Genomic DNA, 17,973 nt, shown 5'->3' on the forward strand with positions numbered 1-17,973 from the left:
CGATGATTGGGTCGGGCTTGCTTACAGCGCGGTCTGCACGATGCCCAGCAGGTCGCGCAACGAAAACGGCTTGGTCAATAGACGCATGCCGGTATCGAGAAAATCCGCGCGCTTGGCGATGGAGCCGGCGTAGCCGGTCATGAACACGATGGGCAGGGCGGGATACAGACGGCGCGCATTGTCGGCAAGGTCGCGTCCGTTCATGCCGGGCAGGCAGATATCGGACAGCAGCAGATCGAACGGACGCGCCTGGTTGAGCTGCTCCAGCGCCTGCTCGGCATCTGGCGACGCGATGACCTGATAGCCCTCGTCACCCAGGATATCTGCCGTCATCGCACGAATGGCATCGTCGTCTTCGACCAACAAGATACGGGCGTTACATGATGCGTGATTCACCGCTGTCCTCGAGCGATCGCAACCATGCGATGCACTTCAGGCGTAACGCTAGGCCCACGCGCGTGACGAACGTGTCGGAACTGTCATAAAGCGCGGCGCAGGTCACAGCACGCTACCGGTATCGCGGGCGCTCAGCTCGCGCCAAGCAAGCTGATCCATTCATTGGTGCGCAGCGGTCAGTGATGCGCCCGTGATAAATTTAAACCTATGGAAAATCTGAAGCCGATGATCGCAAACCGCATTACGACTGGTACGACGGGGCTTGACACCATCCTGCGCGGCGGCCTGCCGCCCAACCGCCTGTACCTGCTGGAGGGCCAGCCGGGCTCGGGCAAGACCACCGCATCGCTGCAGTTCCTGCTCGATGGCGCTGCCAAGGGCGAGAGCTGCCTGTACGTGACCTTGTCGGAGACCATCGACGAGCTCAACGAAGTGGCCGCCTCGCACAACTGGTCGCTGGAGGCGCTGCATATCTTCGAGCTGGCATCGGCCGAAGCGTTTCTGGGCGATGGACGCCAGCAGTCCATTCTGCATCCGTGGGAAATGGAGCTGGACGGCACCATCAAGCTGATCCAGTCCGAGGTGGACCGGGTCAAGCCGACGCGTGTGGTGTTCGACTCGCTGTCCGAGTTGCGCCTGCTGGCGCAGGATTCGCTGCGCTACCGGCGTCAGGTGCTGGCGCTCAAGCAGTTCTTTGCGCCGCGTAACATCACCGTGTTCCTGGTCGACGACCTCACCGGCGAGAACGGCGAACGCGATGCGCATCTGCACAGCCTGTGCCACGGGGTGATTTCGCTGGAACGCATGACGCTGGATTTCGGTGCGGCGCGGCGGCGCATGCAGGTGCAGAAATTGCGCGGCGTGGATTTCATCGCCGGCTACCACGACATCACCATCACCACCGGCGGCATGCGGATCTTTCCGCGGCTGATCGCCTCCGATCACCATGTGCCGTTCATCGGCGATGCGGTGTCCAGTGGCGTGGCGCGGATCGATGCGCTGCTGCACGGGGGGCCGCTGCGCGGCACCAGCACGCTGCTGACCGGGCCTGCCGGCTCGGGCAAGACCAATATCGCGCTGCAGTACGTGACCGCTGCCTGCGAGCGCGGCGAGCATTGCTGCATCCTGGAGTTCGACGAGCGCACCGGCACCTTGCTGACGCGTGCCGAGAGCCTGGGCATGGATCTGCGCAAGTATCTGGACGCCGGCTTGCTGGAACTGCATCAGATGGATCCGGCCGAGCTGACCCCGGGCGAGTTCGCCTGGGCGGTGCGCGCCAGTGTGGAACAGCGCAACTGCCGCGTGCTGGTGATCGACAGCCTCAACGGCTATCTCACCTCCATGCCGCAGGAAAAGCAGCTGATGCTGCAGATGCACGAGCTGCTGTCCTACCTCAACCAGAGCGGTGTGACCACGTTCCTGGTCAATCCGCAGCACGGCCTGGTCGGCACGATGTCCACCGGCAACCTCAATATCTCCTACATGGCCGACACCGTCATCCTGTTCCGCTTCTTCGAGGCGCAGGGGCGCATCCGCAAGGCCTTGTCGGTGATCAAGAACCGCAGTGGCGCGCACGAGGATTCGATCCGCGAGCTGCGCATCGGGACGGGCGGTATCCATCTGAGCGAGCCGCTGGAGAAATTCCACGGCGTGCTGACCGGTACTCCGCATTTCGTTGGGGACGATACGCCGTTGCTGGATCGTCCACTTGACTACCTGTGACCCGGATGGGTCCATCGTCCACATCATCGCGCCGTTCGGCCGCGATGCGGAGAGCATTGCCGGCATTGTCGGCCAGCGCGGACTGACGCGCCGGGTGTACGGCTCGCTGGCTGCGCTGGCCAGCGACCTGCTCGATGCCTCCGGTGTGGTGGTGCTGACCGAGGAAGCGGTCGGCGGCGATCTGCAGCAGCTTTCGCGCATCCTGCAGAGCCAGGCCGCCTGGTCGGATATTCCGTTCGTGCTGCTGCGTGCGCCGCGCGGCACCCATAACGGGCGCCAGGCCACGCTGCCGGCCGAAGTCACCAATGTCATCGAGCTGGAACGGCCGCTGAGTTCGTCTTCGTTGCTGAGCGCGATTTCCACTGCCTTGCGCTCGCGCCAGAAGCAGTTCGTGATCCGCGACCAGATGGAGCAGTTGGCCGAGAGCAAAATGGCCTTGATGTCGAGCGAGGCAGAGCTGCGCCGCGTCACCGATGCGCTGCCGGTGTTGATTGCCTTCATCGACAAGGATCTGGTCTACCGCTTCGCCAACCGCTCGTATGAAGACTGGATCGGCATCCCGCCTGCCGAGGTGATCGGGCGCCCGATGGTGGATGTGGTGGGGCCGGCGGTGGTGCAGCAGCGTCGCGCCTGGATCGAGGCCGCACTGGCCGGACGGGCGTTGACGGTGGAGGCCAGCTGGCCGCACGCCGACGGACGCCGGCGTGATGCGGAGATCCGCTACATGCCGCGCCTGGATGCGGACGGCAAGGTGGACGGCTTTCATGTATTTGCCACCGACATCACCGCGCGCGCGCTGGCGCTGGAATCGATCCAGCAGCAGGCCAGCCTGCTCGAGGTCAAGGTGGCCGAGCGCACCGCCGAGCTGCAGCAGCAGATGCTGGCACGCGAGTCCAGCGAGGCGGCATTGCGCCAGGCGCAGAAGATGGAGGCGGTGGGCCAGCTCACCGGCGGCATCGCACACGACTTCAACAACATGCTGACCGGCATCCTGTCGGCGCTGGATCTGGCGCGCCTGCGCATCGACCAGGGCCGCACCGAAGGGCTGGGCCGCTTTCTGGATGTGGCGTCGGCATCAGCCCTGCGCGCGGCCGCACTGACGCAACGGCTGCTGGCGTTTTCGCGCCGGCAATCGCTGGAAGCGCGGCATCTGCATCTGAACGACCTGGTGGTATCACTGCAGGAATTGCTGGCGCGCACGCTGGGCGAATCGGTGCATCTGGAAACCGATCTGCAGGCCGACCTGCCGCAGGCATATGTCGACGAAAACCAGCTGGAAAGCGCGCTGCTCAATCTGGCGATCAATGCCCGCGATGCGATGCCCGATGGCGGGCAGTTGCGCATCGCCACCCGGCAGTTGCAGGTCCAAGCGCAGCCGCTGGAACTCGGGCGCGGGGTGACGCTGGCGCCGGGCAATTACGCGGTGGTGTCGGTGACCGACAGCGGCGCCGGCATGCCGGCCGATGTGCTGGAGCGTGTGTTCGAACCGTTCTACACCACCAAGCCGATCGGGCAGGGCACCGGCCTGGGCATGTCGATGATCTACGGCTTCATGCAGCAGTCCAACGGGCAGGTGTGGGTGGAGTCCGAGCTGGGCAAGGGCACCACGGTGAGCCTGTACCTGCCCGCCGGTCTCCATCCGCAGGCGCTGTCGCCGCAACCGCAAGCCGGTGCCGTGGTGGCCGGGCGCGGCCAGCAGGTGCTGGTGGTGGAAGACGACGAACAAGTGCGGCTGCTGGTGACCGAACTGCTCAACGAGTTGGGCTATGAGGCCGATGTGGTGGCCGACGCCGATGCCGCGCTGCCGATCCTGGCCTCGCAACGGCGCATCGATCTGCTGGTGACCGATGTGGGCCTGCCCGGACTCAACGGGCGCCAGTTGGCGGAGATCGCGCGGCAGTCGCGGCGGGATCTGCCGGTGATCTTCATGACCGGCTATGCGGAAACCGCGCGGGATCGCGGCGAGTTTCTTGCCGACGGCATGAGCATGATCGCCAAGCCGTTTACGCTGGGCGAGTTCAGCGGAAAGCTGCACGAGGTGTTGGGGCCGTCGGCCTGATGGCGTTGCGCGGTCAATCGCGCCTGACACCACGACGGCGCTGCCGTCCGCTGGCACCGGGGCGTCTTTGATGAGGGATGCAGCCTGAGGTTGGCGTCAGGGCGCTGCGCGCCCGGATTGCCGCGCGCTGGCCAGCGACTCGGCCACGGCGATCTTGTCGGCCACCGCCTTCTGCATCGGCGAGCCGGCGTCGAGCAGGCCGTGCAGATGCCGCCAGTGCTCGCTGGCGGCGCGGTAGTCCTGCTGCTGAAAGTCGCTGATGCCCAGCAGCCACAGGCCGCGTTGATGATCCGGCTCGCGTGCGACCACCTGTTGCAGGCGGCTGCGTGAGTTGGCGTCGATGGCGAAATCGCTATGCGTGGCCATGTCCGCGGCCACCCAGCCGACGATGGCGGCGCTGAGATCCGGCGCGATTTTGAGCGCTTGCGCATAGGCCTCACGCGCATCGGCGGGGCGGTTGTCCTGCTCGTGGGTTTTGGCTTGCTGCATCCACGACTCCAGCGCCTGCTCCTGCGCAGCGTCGGCGTTGGCCTCTGCGGCCCGGGCCTGCTCACCCGCGGCGGCGACGGCAGGCGCGTCTGCCGGTTGTACCTGGGGCTGCGCCGTCGCATACACACGCCGTGCGATCGCATCCGGCGCGCCGACCAGCCGATACAAGCCGGCCGTGGCGATCGGCAAGCCGAGTACCAGCACAATCGGCAGGCTGTAGCGTGCATTGCCATTGCGCGCGGGCTGACGCAGCAACGGCACCAGCACCAACAGCAAGGCGACGACCACCAGCGCGGCGCTTGCGACATAGAAACCGGTCATCACCATTCTTCCTCCGGTTGCGGCGCCACCGGCGTGCCGGCGCGCGCACGTTTGCGCACGGTATGGATCACCACGCCCGCACCGGCACCCAGCAGCAGCAACGGACCAAACCACAACAGCCAGGTGCCGCGCTTGACCGGCGGGTCGTACAGCACGAAGTCCGAATAGCGATCGACCATGTACTGCTTGATCTGCGCATCGCTCCTGCCGGCCTGCAACTGCGCGAACACCTGGTGGCGCAGATCGCGCGCAAGCTCGGCGTTGGAGTCGGCCAGGTTCTCGTTCTGGCACACCAGGCAGCGCAACTGCGCGGTCAGGCGCTGATAACGCGCTTCGTCGCTGCGGTTCTTGAACGGCAGCGGGTCCACCGCCTGCGCCGCCAGCGGCGGTGCAAGCAGCACGCCCAGCAGCAGCACCAGCAGCACACGCAGTTGCCGGCCGTGCATGCGCCAGTACCAGCGCCAAACCCAGCGCGCCGCCATCACCGCGTGCCCTTGGGCAGTGCGGCGATGGCGGGCAGTAATTCGTCGTCGATGATCGCGGGCGTGAGCACGCCGATGTGCTTGTAGCGGATCACGCCTTGCGCATCGATCAGGAAACTCTCCGGCGCACCGTAGACACCGAAATCGATCGCGGTCTGGCCGGCTTCATCGGCAATCACCAACGCATACGGATTGCCGTACTGCGCAAGCCAGGCCGTGGCGTCGGCAGGCGCGTCCTTGTAGTTGTAGCCGATCAACGCCACCCCGAGCCGGCTGGCCTGCGCCATCAGCACCGGATGTTCGTGCACGCATTCGGCGCACCAGCTGCCGAAGACATTGAGGACGTAAGGCTTGCCCAGCAGCTGATCGCGGCTGACGCGTTGCTCGGGCCGATCCAGCCGCGGCAGCGAGAACGCCGGTGCCGGCTTGCCGATCAAAGGCGAGGGCACATCGCGCGGGTTGTGCTGCATCGTCCAGTAAATGCCAAAGCCGAACAGCGCCGCCAGCAACAGAAAACCCAGCAAGGGCAGCAGACGGTTCATGCGTGCGATTCCTGCGCAGTGACACTGGTGCCGTGTGCCGGTGCCGGGGTCGCCGTCGTGGCGAGCGTCGGCGCACGGAACCGGCGGGCACAGGCGCTGACGAAGCCGCCCAGCATCATCAGCAGGCCGCCGGCCCAGATCCAGCGGATGAAGGGTTTGTAGTACAGCCGCAGCGTCCAGTCGTACTCGATGTGTTGATCGTCCAGCGGCTCGCCGAGGGCGACATACAGATCGCGGGTGATACCGGGGTCGATCGCCGATTCGGTCTGGATGCGCTCGCTGCTGTACAGGCGTTTTTGCGGATGCAGTTGCGCAACCAGCTGGCCATCGCGGCTGACCTGCACGCTGCCTTGTTCGGCCTTCCAGTTCGGCCCGTCGATCAGTTGCACGCCGTCGAAGCGGAAGGCGTAACCGGCGATCTCGGCGGTCTGCCCGGGCGACAGCCGCACGTCGCGTTCGACCGACAGGCTTTCCGACACCAGCACGCCGGCCACGAACACCGCCACGCCCGCATGCGCGAGCAGCATGCCGGCCATTTCCGCCGGAAACCGCCGGCCGCGCGGCATCTCGCGCCAGCGCTTGTACATGTACAGCGCGGTGCCGGCCGCCACCCATGCGGCGACGCCGATCCCGGCGATCGCCCTGGGTTGGCCCTCGGCAAACAGGCTGCCGACCAGCGCACAGGCGACTGCGGCGATGCCGGCGCGCGTGCCCAGTGCCTGCAACGGCGCCGCCGCGGCCTTGCCCCAGCGCAGGTACGGGCCGAACGGCAGCAACAGCATCACCGGCAACATCAGCAGCGGGAACAGCAAGCCGAAGTAGGGCGGCCCCACCGACACCTTGCCCAGGCCGAAGGCATCGGCCACCAGCGGAAACAAGGTGCCCAGCAGCACCATTGCCGCCGCCACGGTGAGTAGCAGGTTGCCGATCAGGATCGCGGTCTCGCGCGAGGCGGCGGCGAACGGTTTGCCGCTGGCGATCCGGGGCGCGCGCAGCGCATACAGCAGCAGCGAGCCGCCGACCACGGCGATCAGGAAGATCAGGATGTACAGGCCACGGCGCGGATCGGCGGCGAAGGCGTGCACCGAGGTCAGCACGCCCGAGCGCACCAGGAAGGTGCCCAGCAACGACAGCGAGAACGCCAGGATCGACAGCAGGATGGTCCAGGCGCGCAGGCTGCCGCGTTTTTCGGTGACCGCCTGGGTGTGGATCAGCGCGGTGCCGACCAGCCACGGCATGAAGCTGGCGTTTTCCACCGGGTCCCAGAACCACCAGCCGCCCCAGCCCAGTTCCGCATACGCCCACCAGCTGCCGGCGACGATGCCGGCGGTGAGGCAGGCCCAGGCCACATTGGTCCACGGCCGCGCCCAGCGCACCCAGGCCTGTTCCAGCTCGCCACCCAGCAAGGCCGCCACCGCGAACGCAAACGCCACCGAGAAGCCGACATAGCCGGTGTACAGCACCGGCGGGTGGAAGGTCATGCCCGGGTCCTGCAGCACCGGATTGAGTTCGTTGCCATCCAGCGGAATCGGCGACAGCCGCGCGAATGGATTGGAGGTCAGCAGGATGAAGGCCAGAAAGCCCACCGACACCAGCCCCAGCACCGCCAGCACGCGCGCGGCAAAATGCTGCGGCAGATGCCGGCTGAAGGCGGCCAGCAACAGCGTCCAGGTCGACAGGATCGCGATCCACAGCAGCAACGAGCCTTCGTGCGCGCCCCACACCGCGGCAAAGCGGTAGTACCAGGGCAGGGCGATGTTGGCGTTGTCGGCGACATAGCGCACCGAAAAATCCAGCGACAGCAGCGACCAGGCGAGCAGGCCGAACGCCATCCACACAAACAGCGCTTGACCGACCGCGGCCGGCCGCGCGATGCCCATCAACGCGCCATTGCCGCGCCAGGCGCCTATCAGCGGCAGCACGCCCTGCGCAAGCGAGAGCAGTAACGCCAGGATCAGTGCGATCTGGCCGAGTTCAGGCGTCATGGGCGAATCGCATCGTGCAGCGAAGAGGAATCATCGAGGGAAGGAACAGCCTGCGCGCCGCATCAGCGCGGCGCAGACAGCGGCACCGCGGCGGCGGGAATCGGCTTGCCGACATGGCCTTCGGCCATCGCGTCCTTCAGTTCCTTCGGCATATAGGTTTCGTCGTGCTTGGCCAGCACTTCGTTGGCGACAAAGCGCCCGCCCTGCATGCGCCCGTTGGCGATCACCGACTGGTTGTCGCGGAACAGGTCCGGAAGAATGCCGGTGTACTCGACCTGCGTCGCGGCATGCTTGTCGATCACGGTGAAGTGGACGGTGAGGCTGTCGGTGGCGCGCTGGATCGAGCCGGCCTTGACCATGCCGCCGAGGCGGAATTGCCGGTAGCTGGCCGCCTCGCCGGCATGCACCTGGCTGGGCGTGAACAGGTAGCTCATGTTCCGCTGCAGCGCGAGCACGATCAGCGTGACCGCCAATGCCGCAGCGGCGAGTGCGCCGATCACCAGCCACAGGCGTTGCTTGCGGGTGGCGTTCATGGGGCGTCACGCTCCAGCGGCGCTGTTGCCGACAACTCGCGCGTGCGCCGCGGCGTTTGCCGTTGCAGCTGGCCGCGCAGCTCGCGCGGCAGGCGGCGGCGACGCAACCATGGCGATGCCAGGTCGGCCAGCAGCACCAGCACGAACAGTGCGTACGCGGTCCACACGTATTGCCCGTAACCGCCCATCGCCAGCAGGGTCGTCATGCGGTGCGCTCCGTCAGCACGATGCGGCGCGCCCAATCCTTACCGCTTTCCAGGGCGAGCAGGTCCACACGCACGCGGCCGAACAGGCTGGCCAGGTAATAGCACTTGGTCGCCAGCGTCATCGTCAGCAGCGGCCACAGCATGTCCGCGCTCATCGTGGAGGGGCCGAGCAGGCGTACGGTGGAGCCCTGGTGCAGCGTGTTCCACCACACCACCGAGTAATGCACGATCGGCAGATTCACCAGGCCCACCAATGCCAGCAAGCCGGCCGCACGCATTGCCTGGCGGCGGTCTTCCACTGCGTGGTACAGGCCGAGCACGCCCAGATACAAAAACAGCAGCAGCAACTCGGAGGTCAGCCGCGCATCCCAGGTCCACCAGGTGCCCCACATCGGCTTGCCCCACAGCGAGCCGGTGCACAAGGTGATGAAGGTGAAGGCCGCGCCGATCGGCGCCGAGGCCATGGTCACCACCTCGGCCAGCTTGATCCGCCATACCAGCGCGATGAACGCCGCCACGCCCATCGCCGCGTAGATGAACAGGCTCATCCAGGCGCTGGGCACGTGGATGAAGATGATGCGGTAGGCATCGTGCTGCTGGTAATCCGGCGGCGCCAGCACCAGGCCACCGTAGGCGGCCACCGCACCAAGCAACAGCGCCAGGCCCAATGCCCACGGACGCACGCGTCCGGCCACGCGATAGAAGGTCGGCGGCGAGCTGAGTCTGTGCAGCCACAAGGGAATCCACTTGGCCATGCCGGTGTCGTCAGTTGGAATGTCTGGCGGGAGGCGCCAGCGCCTGCACGGCGGCGCCGGCGTTGACCTGCAACTGGCCGTCGGAGAGCTTGCTGGTGCGCTGCATCAGCTCGCGCAATGCGGTGGCGTCCAGCGACGGCGACAGCGACAACAGCAGCGCGACCACGCCGCTGACATGCGCGGTGGCCATCGACGAGCCGGAGGTGAAGTCGTAGCGGCCGTTTGGCTGGGTGGTCAGGATGTCCTTGCCGGGCGCGCTGAGCACGCCGGGCATGGCCGCGGTGGGGCTGCTGCTGCTGCGCACCACCAGCACGCCCGGCACATCGTTGGGAAAGCCGTCCAGCCGGCCGTTGGGCGGCATCGCGGCGACCACGATGCGGCCCTGCTGCACCAGGTGCTGCAGCATCTTGCTCAGCAGCGGGTCGGCCGGGCCGCCCAGGCTCAGGTTGATCACACGCGCGGAGCTGTTGTTGATCGCTGCCAGCGCCTTGGCCAGGGTGAAGGTGTTGCAGCGTGCGGTGGCGCCGACCGTGGGCGCATACCAGCAGGCCTTGTAGATGCTCAGCATGGCCTTGGGCGCCATGCCGACGATGCCTTGATGGTTGTTGCTGCCGGCGGCGATGATGCCGGCCACCTCGGTGCCGTGCGAGTCGCTGCTGGTCATCACCGGCGAGTCGTCGACCAGGTCGTGCACGTCGCGGATGCGCGCCTTCAGGTCGGCATGCGTGGTGTCCACGCCGGTGTCGACCACCGCCACCACCACGCCGCGGCCCTGGGTGACGGTCTGTGCGCTGGCCGCATCGGTGGCGATGAAGCCGCGTTGCAGATCCACGTAGGGGTCGTTGTAGCCGGACAGCGCGGTGGTCTTTTCCGATGCGTCGGCGGAAAACACCGAGAAATCCTGCACCGGTTGCACCAGCTCAACGCCGTCGTCGTCGGCCAGCGCGCTGACCAGTTCGTCGCGCGACACCCCCGGCGGTGGCTGCAGCACGGCGCAATACAGGCCCAGCGAGGTGATCGGCCAGCCGGAGACTTCGCGCAGCTTGTAGCGCTGCTTGAGTGCTTCCATGCGCACGGCGGCCTTCTGGCCGGCGCCGTAATAACTGGAGGCGTAGCCGATCAGGCTGGACCCGGCGCGGGCCGGCGGCGCGCTGAGCGGGTTGGCCACCGCCAGCAGGATGTCGCGGCTGCTGTCGGGCGTATGCGCATCGGCCGCCGGTGGCGTGCTGGCGCTGGCGACGGGCGCCGGCTCCTGCGCGGCGGCCTGCGGGCCAAGGCCGATGCAGGCGGCGATGATGCCGATGGCGAGCAGGCGCTTCATGGTGCGGACACGATCTCGGCCATGCGGATGCCCGGGTTGGCGCGCAGCTGCTGCACGGTCTGCTGCGGCTGGGCCGGCGGTTGCGGCTGGGCCGGCACCACGGTGTAGGCGCCCATCTCGTTGGGCCCGCCGATCACCTGCAACTGCTGTGCATGCAGCAGGCGGTCCCAGTCGGCCACGGTCATCTTGGCGTCCGGCACCACCCGGATGGCGCCTTGCGGCACCGGCTGGGCGGTGGCGCTGCTGAGCGTGCGGTAGTCGTGCGAGGGCGCAGGCGTGGCCAGCCTGACGCCCATGACGCCCAGGCCGATTGCCTGCACCAGCGCCGCGGCCGCCAACGCGCGCACGGTCCAGCTACCGGAGCGGCGCGCTGGCGGCCGCGCGGGCGCGCTGGCCTGCTCCGGCGCATCCAGGCGGCCGAGCAGACGCTGCAGGCCGGCGTTGGCGTCCAGCTTCACCGCCGACGGCAGTGCCAGCGCCTGGCGCAGGCGGTTCTGCTGGGCGAACTCGGCACTGCACGAGGCGCACTTGGCCACGTGCGCGATCAGCCAGGTGTTCTCTTCCTCGGTGGCGCTGTCGAGCAGGACCGCGGGCATCAGTTCCCAGGCGTGCGAGCATTCCTTGCCAGGCGCGATGAAAAACGTCTTCATTGCATGGTCTCCGTATAGGGGGCGCCGCCGGCCAGACCGGGCAGCACATTGCGTAATTTGACCCGCGCATGAAACAGCCGGGCCTTGATGGTGCCTACCGGGCACTGCATGATCTCGGCCACTTCTTCCAGCTTGTGGCCGACGCCGTAGACCAGTTCGATCACCAGGCGCTGGTCCGGCGACAGCCGTTCCATGCCCTTGTCGAGCCAGTCGCGCAGCTCGCGGTCGTCGTTGTCGTCGGCGCTGGGGGCGTGGTCTTCCACCACCGCGGTATCGTCGATGGCCTCGCCGTCGTGCTGGCGCAGGCATTTGAGGCCGCAGCGGTAGGCGATGCCCATGATCCAGGTCGAGACCTGCGAATCGCCGCGGAAGTCGCCGGCCTTCTGCCAGGCGATCCAGAAACAGTCGTTGATGGCTTCTTCGATGATGTCCGGGCGCCGGGTCAGGCGCGACAGGAAGCGGCACAGCCGGCCGTGATAGCTGGTGTACATGGTGGACAACGCGGCGCGATCGCCCGCCGCCATTCGGCGCAGCAGCATGCGATCGGTGGCATCACCCAGGGTGTCGGAATCATTCATCGAGGCAGGCACGGCTTAGGACGCATGTCAGTGCCCGCGGGCGGGCAAAAGGTTGCGTGGGGATCAGAAGGTGACCGACGCGGTGCCCAGCCAGGGCGTTTCGCCGGGGCCGCCCTGCAGGCGTGGGGTGTTGTCGCTGGTGACGATGCGTTCCAGCTTCAGCGTCCATCGGTCCCGACTCCAGCGCAGGCCGAATTGCCCATACTGATAGCGGCCGGACCGGGCGGCGCCGTAGGCCATCGCCGGGAAACGTGACGAACCGGCGCCGACCGTCAGGCTGAGGTCGTCGCGCAGCGGGATATTGGCGGTAACGTCGATGGCGACATTCCACGGCGACTGGTCGGCGCGCGGGAAATTGAAGGTCGACACCGAGAAGGTCAGCACGTCGCGATAGGACCAGGCCAGGCTGGCCTCCTGGCGGTCGAAGGTGCGCGTGGCCTGGTTGGTGGGGTAGCCGTAATACAGCGCGCTGGCCTGCATCTGCCAGCGGTCGCCCAGCATCCAGGCGCGTGCGGCCTGGGCGGTCACCGCCACCGGCTTGCTCAGCGAGGGCGATTGCAGCGCGACCGACGCCGACATCGACCAGCCCGGTGCGGGCAGCCAGTAGCCGGCGGTCTGCAGGGTCGCCTTGTTGGGCGCGATCGAGATGCCGCGGTCGATCAACTGCGAGGTCAGCGCCACCGCGCCGCCGACCGTGCCGGCGATGGCGTTGCCTGGGCCCAACACCAGGGCCAGCAGCAGGCAGTGGCGCAACGCGGCGCGTCGGCGCGCGGCTTGCGCGTGCCGGCAGTGCGGCATCCCCCGGGGCGTGTGGCAGCGTCGCCGGCCCGCCCAGTGGCCGCTCGCGAGCCACGGCTGCCCGTCGCAGGCGCAGCTGCGTCGCGTCCGGAGTGGGTAGGGCCTGGCAGTCAAGGCATTCGGCAATGGGGTAGGCGTCTACATGGAACAGGGGCGCGATAGTGACCCATCACGCAAGACGAGACCGCTGCGACGGCGGTTGTTCCGTCCGTATACGCGAAGGAACCGGCACAGGCAACGCGCACCTGTGCCGGTATGCGCCGGCGATCGCGCTTCCGGATGCCAACCGGCAGCGCTGGCGCCAGCACGCCGGTGGCGATCAGTGCAGGGTGTTGAGGTAGGCGATCAGCGCGTCGAGCTCCTTTTGATCTTCCAGGCCTTCGTACTTCATCTTGGTGCCCGGCAAGGCCTTGGAGGAGGACTGCGATAGATAGGTCTTGAGCTGGGCAGGCGTCCACTGCCACTTGCTGGCCTTGAGCGCATCGGAGTAATTGCTGTAGTCGGCCAGGCTGGCGGCCGGGCGCCCGGCCACGCCGAACATCGACGGGCCCTTCTTGTTCTTGCCCTGGGCGGCGCTGTGGCATTCGGCGCATTCGGTCATGAAAACGCCTTTGCCGTCGGCCGCGTGCGCAGGTGGGGCAAGCAGGGCGCCGGCCAGCAGCAGGCCGGCCAGCGGGGCGCATAACAGGGTCTGGTGGAATGACTTCATGGGGGTCCTTACGCGTGCGGGGGGATCAGAACGAGACATTGACCGACAGCGCGAAACTGTCGAGATCGCGCGGGTTGGTGATCGGAATGCCGCCACCGAACACATTGGTGGTGCTGCCGTTGAACTTGTCGAAGCGGAACCAGGTGGCCGCGAACCGCACGTTGGCATTGGTGGTGTAGGTGCCTTCCTTGCCGAACGGGGTCCAGTACAGCAGGATCAGATTGGCGGTGGTGTCGGGGATGCCGTAGGGCTGATAGCGCGCCACATCGAACGAGCCGCTGTTGATCAGATGCGCCGCCAACACGCCGTAGGTCTGCTTGAACGCGTAGTTCATGCTGATGTTCTGGTCGCGCACGCTGCCGCGGTCGCGCGGGGACATGCTCGGGTCGGTGGGCAGCAGCGGGCTGCCGTATTTGCGGCGCTCGTAGATGTTGACGTAGGCCAGCGACAGCACGTGCTCGCGGGTGCCGAGGAACTGATAGGTCAGGTCGTAGCCCAGGTCGGTGAGGTCATCGCTGGGGCCGCCGCTGCGCAGCCGCTGGCGGCGCGTGGTCATGGCGGTCAGGCCGGCCGAGAAGAATTGCCGCTTCATGTCCTTCATGTAGGCAAAGCGCGCATAGCCGGTGTCGCTGAGCTTGCCCGGGTCGCCATTGGGGTTCCAGCCCAGGTGGTCCTGCGCGTCGGTAGACAGCGCGCTGTAGCTGCCGACTTCGCCGTACCAGTTGCGGTCGAACAGGCCGTACACGGTGGCGCCGATCACGCGGTTGGAGAGCGAGGACGAACTGAGCATGCTGGCCGAGCCGGCATTGGACACCGGGCTCAACGTCGATGCATTGGGCAGCACCTGGATCGGGTCGGACACGCCGGGATTGTTGTTGATGCTGACGCCGACCATCGCGTCCTTGCCGGCCAGCTGGAACGGCTTGCTGACAAAGCGCAGATCCACATCGTCGAGCTGGGTGTTGAAGGTGTCGTTGCCGCCGTTGTTGGAGCGGATCTTGGAGTAACCGCCGACGTGGTCGTTGATCCGTCCGGCCAGATACAGGTCCGCTTCGTTGATGCGTGCGCTGCTGTCGCCGCGGCTGGGATTGCGCCGGGTCCAGGTGACCTGGCCGGAGGCCGGGATCTTGGTGCCGTTGCCGTCGGTATCGGTGAAGCCGCCGAGCTTGAAGCGCATACCGTACGGCGTCAGCGACGGACCGTAGGAGCCGACATGGCAGTCCGCGCACGACGAACCGGTCTGGCGTGCGAACGAGGGAATCGCCTGCGCCTGGGTGCTCGCCAACAGCAGCAACGGGCCGGACACGCACAACAAGGAGGTCAGGGAAGCGGTGCGCGTGGCAGTGTTGCGACGCGGAGCGGGCTGGGAAGTAGGCATGGAAAGTCCTTGTTCGACGGTACGGGGTTCGGCGCTGCGGGAGCGGGGGACGGCGGGCAACACGGCGGAGCTCATCGGCGTTTTCCCGGCAGCACGCGGTGCAGCAGGCCATCGCGCAACACCAGGTGGTGCCAGAGGGCGGCGCCGATATGCGCAATCACCAAGGCCAGCAACACCCAGGCGGCATTCAAGTGCCAGGTGCCCAGGGTGTCGGCCAGGTCTTCGTCCGGCGCAACCAGATTGGGCAGCGTCAGTCCGAACAGATAGACCGGTTTGGCGTAGGCGTTGCTCAACGACCAGCCGATCAGTGGCAGGGCGACCATCAAGCCGTACAGCGCGAGGTGGGTGGCGCCTGCAGCCAGCCGCATCGGCAGCGGCGATGGCGGGCCGGGCGGCAACGCGCGCAGGCGGATGCGCAGGCCCACCCGCAGGACGAACAGCAGCAGCACCATCAAACCGAAGTGGCGATGGCCTTCCATCAGCCACTGCCGCAGGGCGCGTCCTTCCAGCTCGGCGCGCAGCAGGATCAGCGCGGCCGCCATGGCCAGGCAGAACACCGTCAGCCAATGCAATACGCGCATCGGTCTGGGCAGCGGAATGACGCGCGCCGGCAGTGCGGCCTGCTCCGGCAGCGCACTGGCACTGTCGGCTGCAACCGCATCGGGCGCGTGGGGGGATGAACTCATCGATCGGTGTCCTGCGCTGGTGTCGTTGGATCCGGCAGTACGCGGTGCGCTGCCAGGCCTGGCTCCCCACGCCGGCCGAGCTGCGGCCACGTGAACGTGCACCGATATGTGCGGTGCGGCCGCTGAAAGGTTGCATCGCCGCACGCAGATGACGTGCTTTGGCATGGTGTTGGCCGCAGCGACTGCGCTTGCGCGCACCTGGCTTCGCAGCGCCGTGACGCCGCGCAACCTTTCGCGCATGCCGGCGCACTCAGGCATGTCGCACTACGTGCAGTCAGCGGTTACGCCCTTCCGATCATGGCCATCGAACGCATCCAGTTGCATACCCACGGCGACGATCGCGGGCTGCTCATTTCGTTGGAGCAGCAGCGCAATGTCCCGTTCGAGATACGTCGTGTGTATTACCTGTTCGGCACCCGCAACGGCGTCCATCGCGGACAGCATGCACACCGGCGGCTCAACCAGCTGGCGGTGGCCTTGCACGGCTCGGTGACGATCCTGCTGGACCAGGGCGACGGCCACGGCCAGCAGGAAGTGGTACTGGACGATCCATCGCAGGGCCTGCTGCTCGGCCGCATGGTGTGGCGCGACCTGCATCGCTTCAGCCCCGACTGCGTGCTGATGGTGCTGGCCGACCAGTTCTACGATCCCGCCGACTACATTCTCGATTACGACCAGTTCCTCAGCGAAGTGCGCGCTGGCAGCGGTTTGGACGCACGCAGGTTGGAAGCATGAGCGTGCACAAGCCCCTGGTGATCGTGGGCGCAGGCGAATTTGCGCAGATCGCCTGCGAGTATTTTCAGCACGACAGCGACTACACCGTGGTGGCCTTCAGCGTGGAGCGCGACTTCCTGTTGCGACCCACGCTGGCCGAGTTGCCGGTGGTGGCCTACGAGGAGCTCGAACAGCGCTATCCGCCCGAACAGTACGAGGTCTTCGTCGCCATCCCGGCCACGCAGCTCAATCGCCTGCGGACGCGCTTTTTCCAGGACATGTTGCGGCGTGGCTATCGCTGCGCCAGCTATGTCAGCTCGCGTGCGTTCGTCTGGCGCAATGCGCAGATCGGCGCCAACTGTTTCCTGTTCGAAGGCAACGTGATCCAGCCGTTCACCCGGATCGGCGACAACTGCATCCTGTGGAGCGGCAACCATATCGGCCACCGCACCGTGGTGCAGGACAATGTCTTCATCGCCTCGCATGCGGTGATTTCCGGCTATTGCGAGATCGGGCGCGGCAGCTTCATCGGTGTCAACGCCACGCTCAGCGACAAGGTGCGCATCGCCGCCGACAACATCATCGGCGCCGGTGCGCTGGTCACCCGGCACACCGATGCCGAGCGTGTCTACGTCGGCTCGCCGGCGCGCGCGGTGGCCGGCAGATCCAGCTTCGACGTGGAGCTGTGAGCATGTTTGCCTGGACCAAGCGCGGCCTGGTGTTCGACGTCGCACGCGATGGCGTGGGTGGCTGGATGCAGCACGCCGCGCTGACGCCGACGCCCTACCGGTTGTCGGCGCAGGTGCTGCGTGTCTATGCGGGCTTTCGCGATGCGAAGGGCGTGAGCCGGATCGGTTATGTGGACGTACGCGCCAACGCACCGACGCAGATCGTCGGTGTCAGCGGGCAGCCGGTGCTGGACATCGGCCGCGCTGGCTGTTTCGACGACAACGGCATGATTCTCGGCGATGTGGTGGCCGGGCCGGATGGGCTGTACATGTTCTATGTCGGCTTCCAGCGCGTGGCCAAGGCCAAGTTCCTGGCCTTCACCGGGCTTGCGCTGTCCCGCGATGGTGGCGAGCGTTTCCAACGCTTGCAGGACACCCCGCTGCTGGATCGCGCGCCCGGGCGCAGCACGATTGCCGCGGTGCATTCGGCACGTTTCGAGGATGGGCGGTGGCGGCTGTGGTACGCGGTGGGCGACGATTGGGAAAGCATTGGCGGCCAGCCGTATCCGCGCTACCACATCCGCTATGCGGAGACCGACGATCTACGCCATATCCCTGTCGACGATGTGGTGTGCCTGCGTCCGCAGGGCGATGAATACCGCATCGGCCGTCCACGCGTGTATCGCCTGGGCGATCGCTATCTGATGTATTTCACCCGCGGCGATACGCACGGCGGTTATTTCCCGGGTTTCGCGTCCAGTCGCGACGGCGTGCAGTGGCAGCGCGATGACAGTCAGCTGGGGCTGCGGCTGTCCGAGCAGGGCTGGGATGCGCAGACACTCTGTTACCCGGCCTTGATCCAGCAGCATGATCGGGTGTTGATGTTCTACAACGGCAATGCGATGGGGCAGGCCGGCTTCGGCCTGGCCGATGCCGCGTTGCCGCCGGACCTGCAGGGGCACCATGTTTTCGGTTAGGCCG

General features: G+C 66.8%; 20 protein-coding genes. 5 read left to right on the forward strand and 15 right to left on the reverse strand.

The window, feature by feature from the left end; all coding sequences use genetic code 11:
- Positions 1–21 precede the first annotated feature (21 nt).
- On the reverse strand, positions 22–366 hold the full coding sequence (locus tag ABQY74_RS08715) for a response regulator (RefSeq protein ID WP_016903378.1): 345 nt from the start codon (positions 364–366) through the stop codon (positions 22–24).
- 237 nt (positions 367–603) lie between these two features.
- Between ABQY74_RS08715 and ABQY74_RS08720 the strand changes: the two genes are divergently transcribed.
- Together ABQY74_RS08720 and ABQY74_RS08725 are read left to right on the forward strand one after the other, a co-directional pair.
- Entirely contained in the window at positions 604–2,118 is a 1,515-nt protein-coding gene (locus ABQY74_RS08720) for an ATPase domain-containing protein (RefSeq protein WP_104647439.1), read from the forward strand.
- Entirely contained in the window at positions 2,105–4,177 is a 2,073-nt protein-coding gene (locus tag ABQY74_RS08725; protein WP_039527901.1) for a PAS domain-containing protein, read from the forward strand. The genes ABQY74_RS08720 and ABQY74_RS08725 overlap by 14 nt, the downstream gene beginning before the upstream one ends.
- 96 nt (positions 4,178–4,273) lie before the next feature.
- On the opposite strand, the gene ABQY74_RS08730 is transcribed toward ABQY74_RS08725, so the two are convergent.
- From ABQY74_RS08730 to ABQY74_RS08795, 14 genes are all read right to left on the reverse strand, one after another.
- A complete protein-coding gene (locus ABQY74_RS08730; protein ID WP_181098333.1) occupies positions 4,274–4,993 on the reverse strand; it encodes a tetratricopeptide repeat protein in 720 nt (239 codons plus the stop codon).
- Complete coding sequence (locus tag ABQY74_RS08735; protein WP_104554917.1) at positions 4,987–5,469, reverse strand: cytochrome c-type biogenesis protein; 483 nt, start codon at positions 5,467–5,469, stop codon at positions 4,987–4,989. Before ABQY74_RS08735 ends, ABQY74_RS08730 begins: the two co-directional genes overlap by 7 nt.
- On the reverse strand, positions 5,469–6,011 hold the full coding sequence (locus ABQY74_RS08740; protein WP_104554918.1) for a DsbE family thiol:disulfide interchange protein: 543 nt from the start codon (positions 6,009–6,011) through the stop codon (positions 5,469–5,471). The genes ABQY74_RS08735 and ABQY74_RS08740 overlap by 1 nt, the downstream gene beginning before the upstream one ends.
- Positions 6,008–7,996: a heme lyase CcmF/NrfE family subunit gene (locus ABQY74_RS08745; protein ID WP_104574159.1), complete on the reverse strand. Its 1,989-nt coding sequence runs from the start codon at positions 7,994–7,996 to the stop codon at positions 6,008–6,010. The genes ABQY74_RS08740 and ABQY74_RS08745 overlap by 4 nt, the downstream gene beginning before the upstream one ends.
- A gap of 62 nt (positions 7,997–8,058) precedes the next feature.
- Positions 8,059–8,529: a cytochrome c maturation protein CcmE gene (ccmE, locus tag ABQY74_RS08750; protein WP_039527891.1), complete on the reverse strand. Its 471-nt coding sequence runs from the start codon at positions 8,527–8,529 to the stop codon at positions 8,059–8,061.
- Positions 8,526–8,735: a heme exporter protein CcmD gene (gene ccmD / locus ABQY74_RS08755; RefSeq protein ID WP_024940343.1), complete on the reverse strand. Its 210-nt coding sequence runs from the start codon at positions 8,733–8,735 to the stop codon at positions 8,526–8,528. Before ccmD ends, ccmE begins: the two co-directional genes overlap by 4 nt.
- On the reverse strand, positions 8,732–9,490 hold the full coding sequence (gene ccmC, locus ABQY74_RS08760) for a heme ABC transporter permease CcmC (protein ID WP_104554921.1): 759 nt from the start codon (positions 9,488–9,490) through the stop codon (positions 8,732–8,734). The genes ccmD and ccmC overlap by 4 nt, the downstream gene beginning before the upstream one ends.
- Positions 9,491–9,500: 10 nt before the next feature.
- Entirely contained in the window at positions 9,501–10,811 is a 1,311-nt protein-coding gene (locus ABQY74_RS08765) for a S8 family serine peptidase (protein WP_349794310.1), read from the reverse strand.
- Complete coding sequence (locus ABQY74_RS08770) at positions 10,808–11,461, reverse strand: zf-HC2 domain-containing protein (protein WP_166772312.1); 654 nt, start codon at positions 11,459–11,461, stop codon at positions 10,808–10,810. The genes ABQY74_RS08765 and ABQY74_RS08770 overlap by 4 nt, the downstream gene beginning before the upstream one ends.
- Entirely contained in the window at positions 11,458–12,039 is a 582-nt protein-coding gene (locus ABQY74_RS08775; RefSeq protein ID WP_016902094.1) for a sigma-70 family RNA polymerase sigma factor, read from the reverse strand. The genes ABQY74_RS08770 and ABQY74_RS08775 overlap by 4 nt, the downstream gene beginning before the upstream one ends.
- Before the next feature lie 63 nt (positions 12,040–12,102).
- A complete protein-coding gene (locus ABQY74_RS08780) occupies positions 12,103–12,837 on the reverse strand; it encodes a hypothetical protein (protein WP_102584213.1) in 735 nt (244 codons plus the stop codon).
- Positions 12,838–13,156: 319 nt separating this feature from the next.
- Positions 13,157–13,546: a cytochrome c family protein gene (locus ABQY74_RS08785; RefSeq protein WP_016902092.1), complete on the reverse strand. Its 390-nt coding sequence runs from the start codon at positions 13,544–13,546 to the stop codon at positions 13,157–13,159.
- 25 nt (positions 13,547–13,571) lie between these two features.
- Entirely contained in the window at positions 13,572–14,924 is a 1,353-nt protein-coding gene (locus ABQY74_RS08790; protein ID WP_349794308.1) for a cytochrome C, read from the reverse strand.
- 71 nt (positions 14,925–14,995) lie between these two features.
- A complete protein-coding gene (locus ABQY74_RS08795) occupies positions 14,996–15,610 on the reverse strand; it encodes a cytochrome b (protein WP_104554924.1) in 615 nt (204 codons plus the stop codon).
- Positions 15,611–15,907: 297 nt separating this feature from the next.
- On the opposite strand from ABQY74_RS08795, the gene ABQY74_RS08800 reads away from it, so the two are divergent.
- The 3 genes from ABQY74_RS08800 to ABQY74_RS08810 are packed head-to-tail and all read left to right on the forward strand — an operon-like array spanning position 15,908 to position 17,969.
- A complete protein-coding gene (locus ABQY74_RS08800) occupies positions 15,908–16,345 on the forward strand; it encodes an FdtA/QdtA family cupin domain-containing protein (protein WP_016902088.1) in 438 nt (145 codons plus the stop codon).
- Positions 16,342–17,013 (forward strand): acetyltransferase, encoded by a 672-nt coding sequence (locus ABQY74_RS08805; RefSeq protein WP_016902086.1) that lies wholly within the window; start codon positions 16,342–16,344, stop codon positions 17,011–17,013. Before ABQY74_RS08800 ends, ABQY74_RS08805 begins: the two co-directional genes overlap by 4 nt.
- A gap of 2 nt (positions 17,014–17,015) precedes the next feature.
- Positions 17,016–17,969 carry a hypothetical protein gene (locus ABQY74_RS08810; RefSeq protein WP_349794305.1) on the forward strand — a complete coding sequence of 318 codons (954 nt, stop codon included), beginning with the start codon at positions 17,016–17,018 and terminating at the stop codon, positions 17,967–17,969.
- Positions 17,970–17,973 lie beyond the last annotated feature (4 nt).

Source organism: Xanthomonas sp. WHRI 7064 (assembly GCF_040202355.2).
Lineage (GTDB): Bacteria > Pseudomonadota > Gammaproteobacteria > Xanthomonadales > Xanthomonadaceae > Xanthomonas > Xanthomonas arboricola.